The sequence below is a fragment of the Galbibacter sp. genome (assembly GCF_035306585.1).
In the GTDB taxonomy this organism is placed as follows: domain Bacteria; phylum Bacteroidota; class Bacteroidia; order Flavobacteriales; family Flavobacteriaceae; genus Galbibacter.
This window is the reverse complement of sequence record NZ_DATGNU010000137.1, coordinates 1-5,225: the sequence shown is the minus strand read 5'-3', so window position 1 is coordinate 5,225 and position 5,225 is coordinate 1. Positions and strand designations below refer to the sequence as shown.

The 5,225-nt window shown below is 38.0% G+C and carries 7 protein-coding genes; 3 read left to right on the top strand and 4 right to left on the bottom strand.

Annotated features, from left to right (window positions below; translation table 11 throughout):
• The first annotated feature begins 29 nt into the window (after window positions 1-29).
• Window positions 30-893 (top strand): sigma-70 family RNA polymerase sigma factor, encoded by an 864-nt coding sequence (locus tag VKY50_RS12525; RefSeq protein ID WP_008991509.1) that lies wholly within the window; start codon window positions 30-32, stop codon window positions 891-893.
• Window positions 894-1,054: 161 nt separating this feature from the next.
• Here the strand turns inward: VKY50_RS12525 and VKY50_RS12520 are convergent, their stop codons facing one another.
• From VKY50_RS12520 to VKY50_RS12510, 3 genes are read right to left on the bottom strand one after another with little or no spacing between them, the layout of a single operon-like run.
• On the bottom strand, window positions 1,055-1,426 hold the full coding sequence (locus tag VKY50_RS12520; protein ID WP_324302151.1) for a nuclear transport factor 2 family protein: 372 nt from the start codon (window positions 1,424-1,426) through the stop codon (window positions 1,055-1,057).
• Window positions 1,427-1,429: 3 nt separating this feature from the next.
• Window positions 1,430-2,017 carry an FMN-dependent NADH-azoreductase gene (locus VKY50_RS12515; RefSeq protein WP_324302150.1) on the bottom strand — a complete coding sequence of 196 codons (588 nt, stop codon included), beginning with the start codon at window positions 2,015-2,017 and terminating at the stop codon, window positions 1,430-1,432.
• Window positions 2,018-2,045: 28 nt separating this feature from the next.
• Complete coding sequence (locus tag VKY50_RS12510) at window positions 2,046-2,891, bottom strand: sigma-70 family RNA polymerase sigma factor (protein WP_324302149.1); 846 nt, start codon at window positions 2,889-2,891, stop codon at window positions 2,046-2,048.
• A 290-nt stretch (window positions 2,892-3,181) separates the two neighbouring features.
• Between VKY50_RS12510 and rpe the strand changes: the two genes are divergently transcribed.
• Window positions 3,182-3,844 (top strand): ribulose-phosphate 3-epimerase, encoded by a 663-nt coding sequence (gene rpe, locus VKY50_RS12505; protein ID WP_324302148.1) that lies wholly within the window; start codon window positions 3,182-3,184, stop codon window positions 3,842-3,844.
• Window positions 3,841-4,824, top strand: coding sequence for a YpdA family putative bacillithiol disulfide reductase (locus tag VKY50_RS12500; protein ID WP_324302147.1), 984 nt, complete (start codon window positions 3,841-3,843; stop codon window positions 4,822-4,824). The genes rpe and VKY50_RS12500 overlap by 4 nt, the downstream gene beginning before the upstream one ends.
• Here the strand turns inward: VKY50_RS12500 and VKY50_RS12495 are convergent.
• The coding region (locus VKY50_RS12495) for a zinc-dependent peptidase (protein ID WP_324302146.1) at window positions 4,817-5,225 on the bottom strand (409 nt) is incomplete at its 5' end. The two genes, VKY50_RS12500 and VKY50_RS12495, sit on opposite strands and share 8 nt — an antisense overlap.

Here is a 5,225-nt window from a genome sequence, read left to right as displayed (position 1 = left end):
ATTGTATTTATAAATCAGTCAGAGAATAAATGAGACAGCTCAAAATTACCAAACAGGTTACAAACCGTGAAACCGCTTCATTAGATAAGTATCTTCAGGAGATCGGTAAAGTAGATTTGATTACCGCTGATGAAGAAGTGGAATTAGCACAGCGCATTAAGGCTGGGGATCAAATTGCACTTGAAAAACTTACCAAAGCAAACCTTCGCTTTGTGGTATCGGTTGCAAAACAATACCAAAATCAAGGCTTAACCCTACCCGATTTAATTAACGAAGGGAACCTTGGACTTATCAAAGCAGCACAACGTTTTGATGAAACGCGTGGCTTTAAGTTTATTTCTTATGCCGTATGGTGGATTCGCCAATCCATCCTACAAGCCCTTGCTGAGCAATCTCGTATCGTAAGACTTCCTTTGAACAAGATCGGTTCTATTAACAAGATTAATAAAACCTATGCGTTTTTAGAGCAAGCGCATGAGCGTGTCCCTTCTGCTGAGGAAATTGCAAAAGAATTGGATATGTCTGTCAACGATGTAAAAGAGTCTATGAAAAACTCAGGTAGACACGTATCGATGGATGCACCACTTGTTGAAGGTGAAGATTCGAACCTGTACGATGTACTTCGTAGTGGGGAGTCTCCTAACCCTGACAAGGATCTTTTACATGAATCCCTGCGAACAGAAATTGAGCGCGCATTAGAGACCCTTACTCCAAGAGAGGCGGATGTAATTCGTTTGTATTTTGGACTAGGCGATCAGCATCCAATGACTTTAGAGGAAATCGGAGAAACCTTCGATCTAACTCGCGAGCGTGTACGTCAAATTAAAGAAAAAGCAATCCGTAGGCTGAAACACACCTCCAGGAGTAAAATTCTCAAGACGTATTTGGGTTAATATTTGGAAAAATTGTATTTTAACTCACTCTAAGGTTAAAGACAAAATTAAAATATAGATGATTACAACAGTTTATCATAACTGTTCGTTTTTTGATTGATGAATGAACTCCGGCTGATTACCGGAGTTTTTCATTTTTAATCCTTCTATAATCCCTCAGGCTAATATTCCGCGTTTTGCTTGGTTTCAACCACCGGAATATTACTGATCACCATCCAGCGATCTTTTTCAAAAACAGTGACAATGGTGGAGTAGAATTTTAGATATGCACTCTCTAAAATAACCTTGGCAATGGCAATATTGCCCGTTTGTTTGAGGGATTCATATTGTATGGTGCGCGGACTTCCTCCAAAGGTCTTGCGATCCACTAAATCTAAATATTCCGCTTTTGAGAAGACATAAATCCCCTGATCCTTGAAAAATCCGTCTTGGATGTTTTGATACTGTGGATGCACTACCCTATCAAGTAAATCCTTATCGTTGGTATCTCCACCTTTAACAAAGGACGCTATAGTTTGTTTGATCTGCTGCATAACTTACTGGTTTAATTGTTGTATAATTTCATTTTTTTTGGTCATTACCTTGGCTTGTACTCTTTTCTGATCAGCAGTACCGTCCATGGTAAAACAATGGACATCGGTAATTCCGATATAGCTAAGAATACGTCTAAGTTGCATTTCTACTAAATTCTTCTCTCCAGTGTTTTGTCCTCCCATCGAACAAATGATATATGCCTTTTTATTGTTTAAAAGCCCTGGAGTACTGTTTTTAGTGCTGTAGGTTTTTTCGTGCCTAACCACTAAATCAAAGTACGATTTGAGCCTCGATGGAATACCAAAATTATACATCGGTACGGTGATAAGAAGTACATCTATATGATACAATTCATCGATTAGCTTATCGGAGAGCTCAAGTAAACTGCTCCGATGTGGTTTCCCCAAAAAACCCTCCAAGGTCTTTTGGTCTAAATGGCCAATTTCATTATCTAATAAATCCCTAGACCTAACGGTGGATATTGGATTACGCTCCTCCCATTGCTGGATAAAAAAGTCACCCAAGCATCTGGAATATGATCCTTCTATGCGAAGGCTGCTGTCAATTCTAAGAAGTGTTGTGTATTTCATGGTTTTTTTAATGAAGACAAACCAGGGGTTAAGAATGTGACAAAAACGCTAATTTTTTTAGTTTATTAGCATCCACGATGGAATAAATATTTTGAATTTTCCCATGTCCATCAATTTGCAAAATTTGACAATTGTATAATTGATTGCCTTGCCAAAAGCAGATAGCGGGCTGGTGATTTAGATGGTGAAAACTAAATGTTTTATCGTATAGAAATTGCTCTTGGACACGGCTCAATAATTTCGCGGTGCTCTTTATGCCCATTTCAACTGCCTTAAATACCTGGGTACTCTTACCTCCGTCGGTGGTAAGTTGTATATCTTCGAGCAAAAGATCTTCTAGCGCTGCGATATTAGCCTGACTTAGAATTTTTTGATACTTTTTTAAAACATCCGATGCTATAGTCGTTTTCTCTGGTGTGATGAAGGCTATTTCTTTTATCTTTTTGCTAGCGCGAGAGAATAATTTCCTGGCGTTCTCCTGTGATATTCCAAGTAATTCTGCTATTTCCTGATGCGAGTAATCAAAACCATTTTTCAGGATAAAAACTGCCCGTTGCTTAGGATTAAGATTCTCAAGCAATACAAGCATGGTATAGCTAGCAGTTTCCTGTTTAATGAGGTTCGCATCGGATTGATCAAACGAAATCGGCTCTGGAAGCCAATGTCCAAAGGTGTCTTTTTTATCTTGCCTTTTCTTAAAATTGATGGAATGGTTTACAACGCTTTTAATCAAAAAATTAGATTCATCCCTGATCTTTGACTTATCCAACAACAGGTACTTCTCCATAACATCCTGTACCACATCCTTTGCATCTTCATACGATCCAACGATATTATAGGAGTAGGTTAAAAGTTTGCGATAATGTTCTTGCATCGATCTATTTTTCTATTAGACAAACAAGCGGGCTATTTTGTGACGTGTTTACTTAAAAAATATCAGCCCCATAACCTACATTATGCCGTTGCCATAAGTTTTATCATTGTCTTTAGCTATCTTGATCCTACTAAAATACAAAAACCGTCTCTATTGCCGCGGCCCTTATAAAGTGTATTTTAAACTCTTGAGTAGGGCTATATGATTTGCCCTTAAAAAGCAATGGGCTTTACGGAATTCTAGTAGTTTGTTTTTTAAAAGTAATATCTTTGTGATTAAATCACATGGAAATGAATAAGAATATGATTGCTCCTTCGGTGTTGGCAGCTAATTTTGGCAACCTACAATTGGATATTGAAATGGTAAACTATAGTGAGGCTGATTGGTTTCATATCGATGTGATGGATGGTATGTTTGTTCCCAATATTTCCTTTGGGATGCCAGTGATTGAAGCCATTTCAAAGTATGCCAAAAAGCCCTTGGACACGCACTTAATGATAGAGGCACCTGATCGCTATGTCAAAGACTTCGCAAACCTCGGTGTTACAAACCTTACGGTGCATTATGAGGCCTGTATTCACTTACACCGCTGTGTGCAGTCCATTAAAGATCATGGGATGAGCGCTGGTGTGGCCCTAAACCCCCATACGCCTGTAAGCTTATTAAAAGACATTATAAAGGATCTTGACTTGGTATTATTGATGAGTGTGAATCCAGGTTTTGGTGGGCAAAGCTTTATTGATCATACGTATGCCAAAATCAAGGAGTTAAAAGAATTAATACTCGCTAAGAATGCTACCTGCCTTATTGAGATCGATGGTGGGGTTAACGATAAAAATGCAGCCAAACTTATCAGTTGTGGAGCAGACGTATTGGTGGCTGGTAGTTACATTTTCAAAAGCGAAAAACCAATACAAACTATTTCAAATTTAAAATCGATAATTTCAAAATGATACAAAAAGAGCTGGTGATTGTTGGAGGCGGTCCTATTGGGATTGCTTGTGGATTGGAAGCTAAGAAAATAGACTTAGATTATCTTATTGTAGAAAAAGGAACCATTGTAAATTCCCTGTTTAATTACCCTTCAAATATGCAGTTTTTCTCCTCTTCAGAAAAGCTGGAAATTGATCAAATTCCCTTCATAAGTAAGGAAGCGAAGCCTAAGCGTAATGAGGCCTTGGAATACTACAGACGTATTGTAACCTCAAACGATCTAAAGATCCAATTATTTGAAAAGGTACAACATATTGAAAAAGATCACCAAGACCAATTTATCATTAAAACTGACAAACAAACCTATAAGGCAAAATTTGTGATTATCGCCACTGGTTTTTATGATATTCCCAATACCATGGATATTCCAGGGGAAAACCTGCCTAAGGTAGCGCATTATTACAAGGATCCTCATTTTTATGCCATGCAAAAGCTAGCGGTAGTGGGAGCGAGTAATTCTGCCGTAGATGCAGCACTGGAATGTTATCGAAAGGGAGCAGATGTGACCATGATTGTTCGCGGCCCTGAAATTGGTCGAAGAGTTAAATACTGGGTGAAACCCGATATTGAAAATAGAATTGAAGAAGGAAGCATCAAAGCGTATTTTAATAGCACCCTTAAGGAAGTAAAACAGGATGCGATTATAGTAAGTACTCCTGATGGAGAAGTCCGTATTGAAAACGATTTTGTACTAGCTTTAACTGGATACAAACCAAATTTTAGCTTCTTAGAAAAAATAGGGATTCAATTATCAGACGATGGAAAATTTTACCCGCAATACGACCAACAAACAATGGAAACAAATATCGAAAACCTGTTTCTAGCTGGGGTAATTTGTGGCGGAATGGATACCCATCTTTGGTTTATAGAGAATTCGAGGATTCACGCCAAGATGATCATGGATCGAATTACGCATAAATTGAGTGCACAGGTCAGTTAACCGCCAACTCAAAATTCATCATCTTCTTGATGATATTAAATAAATCTGAAAACTCTTGTTGAAACAACTCAGGACTCTCAATAAAATGTTCCAAACATACTGCGAAGAATTCAAACTTGTTTGTAAAGGCGTAGTTTCTTAGGTACTTGCTTTGCCGTAATTGACGACGAAAATCTGCCTGCTTTAGGAGTTGATCAATTTTTCGAATGCCTTGACAAAACACGAGGGAACTGTTATTATCCGATTGTATGGAATCAAAATAAAGGGCATGCGCAAATTCATGGACTCCAAGATTTAAATTGTCGTTTTCATTGCCAATTCCAGCTACAAAATCTGGCCAAGAGAATACAATTGTTTTTAAAAAGGGATTGTACTCCCCAAGATGATAATCTTGATTAAGG

Coding starts and splice junctions, on each gene's coding strand:
- VKY50_RS12525 (WP_008991509.1), top strand. CDS start 30: ATGAGACAGCTCAAAATTACCAAACAGGTTACAAACCGTGAAACCGCT.
- VKY50_RS12520 (WP_324302151.1), bottom strand. CDS start 1,426: ATGCAGCAGATCAAACAAACTATAGCGTCCTTTGTTAAAGGTGGAGAT.
- VKY50_RS12515 (WP_324302150.1), bottom strand. CDS start 2,017: ATGAAATACACAACACTTCTTAGAATTGACAGCAGCCTTCGCATAGAA.
- VKY50_RS12510 (WP_324302149.1), bottom strand. CDS start 2,891: ATGCAAGAACATTATCGCAAACTTTTAACCTACTCCTATAATATCGTT.
- rpe (WP_324302148.1), top strand. CDS start 3,182: ATGAATAAGAATATGATTGCTCCTTCGGTGTTGGCAGCTAATTTTGGC.
- VKY50_RS12500 (WP_324302147.1), top strand. CDS start 3,841: ATGATACAAAAAGAGCTGGTGATTGTTGGAGGCGGTCCTATTGGGATT.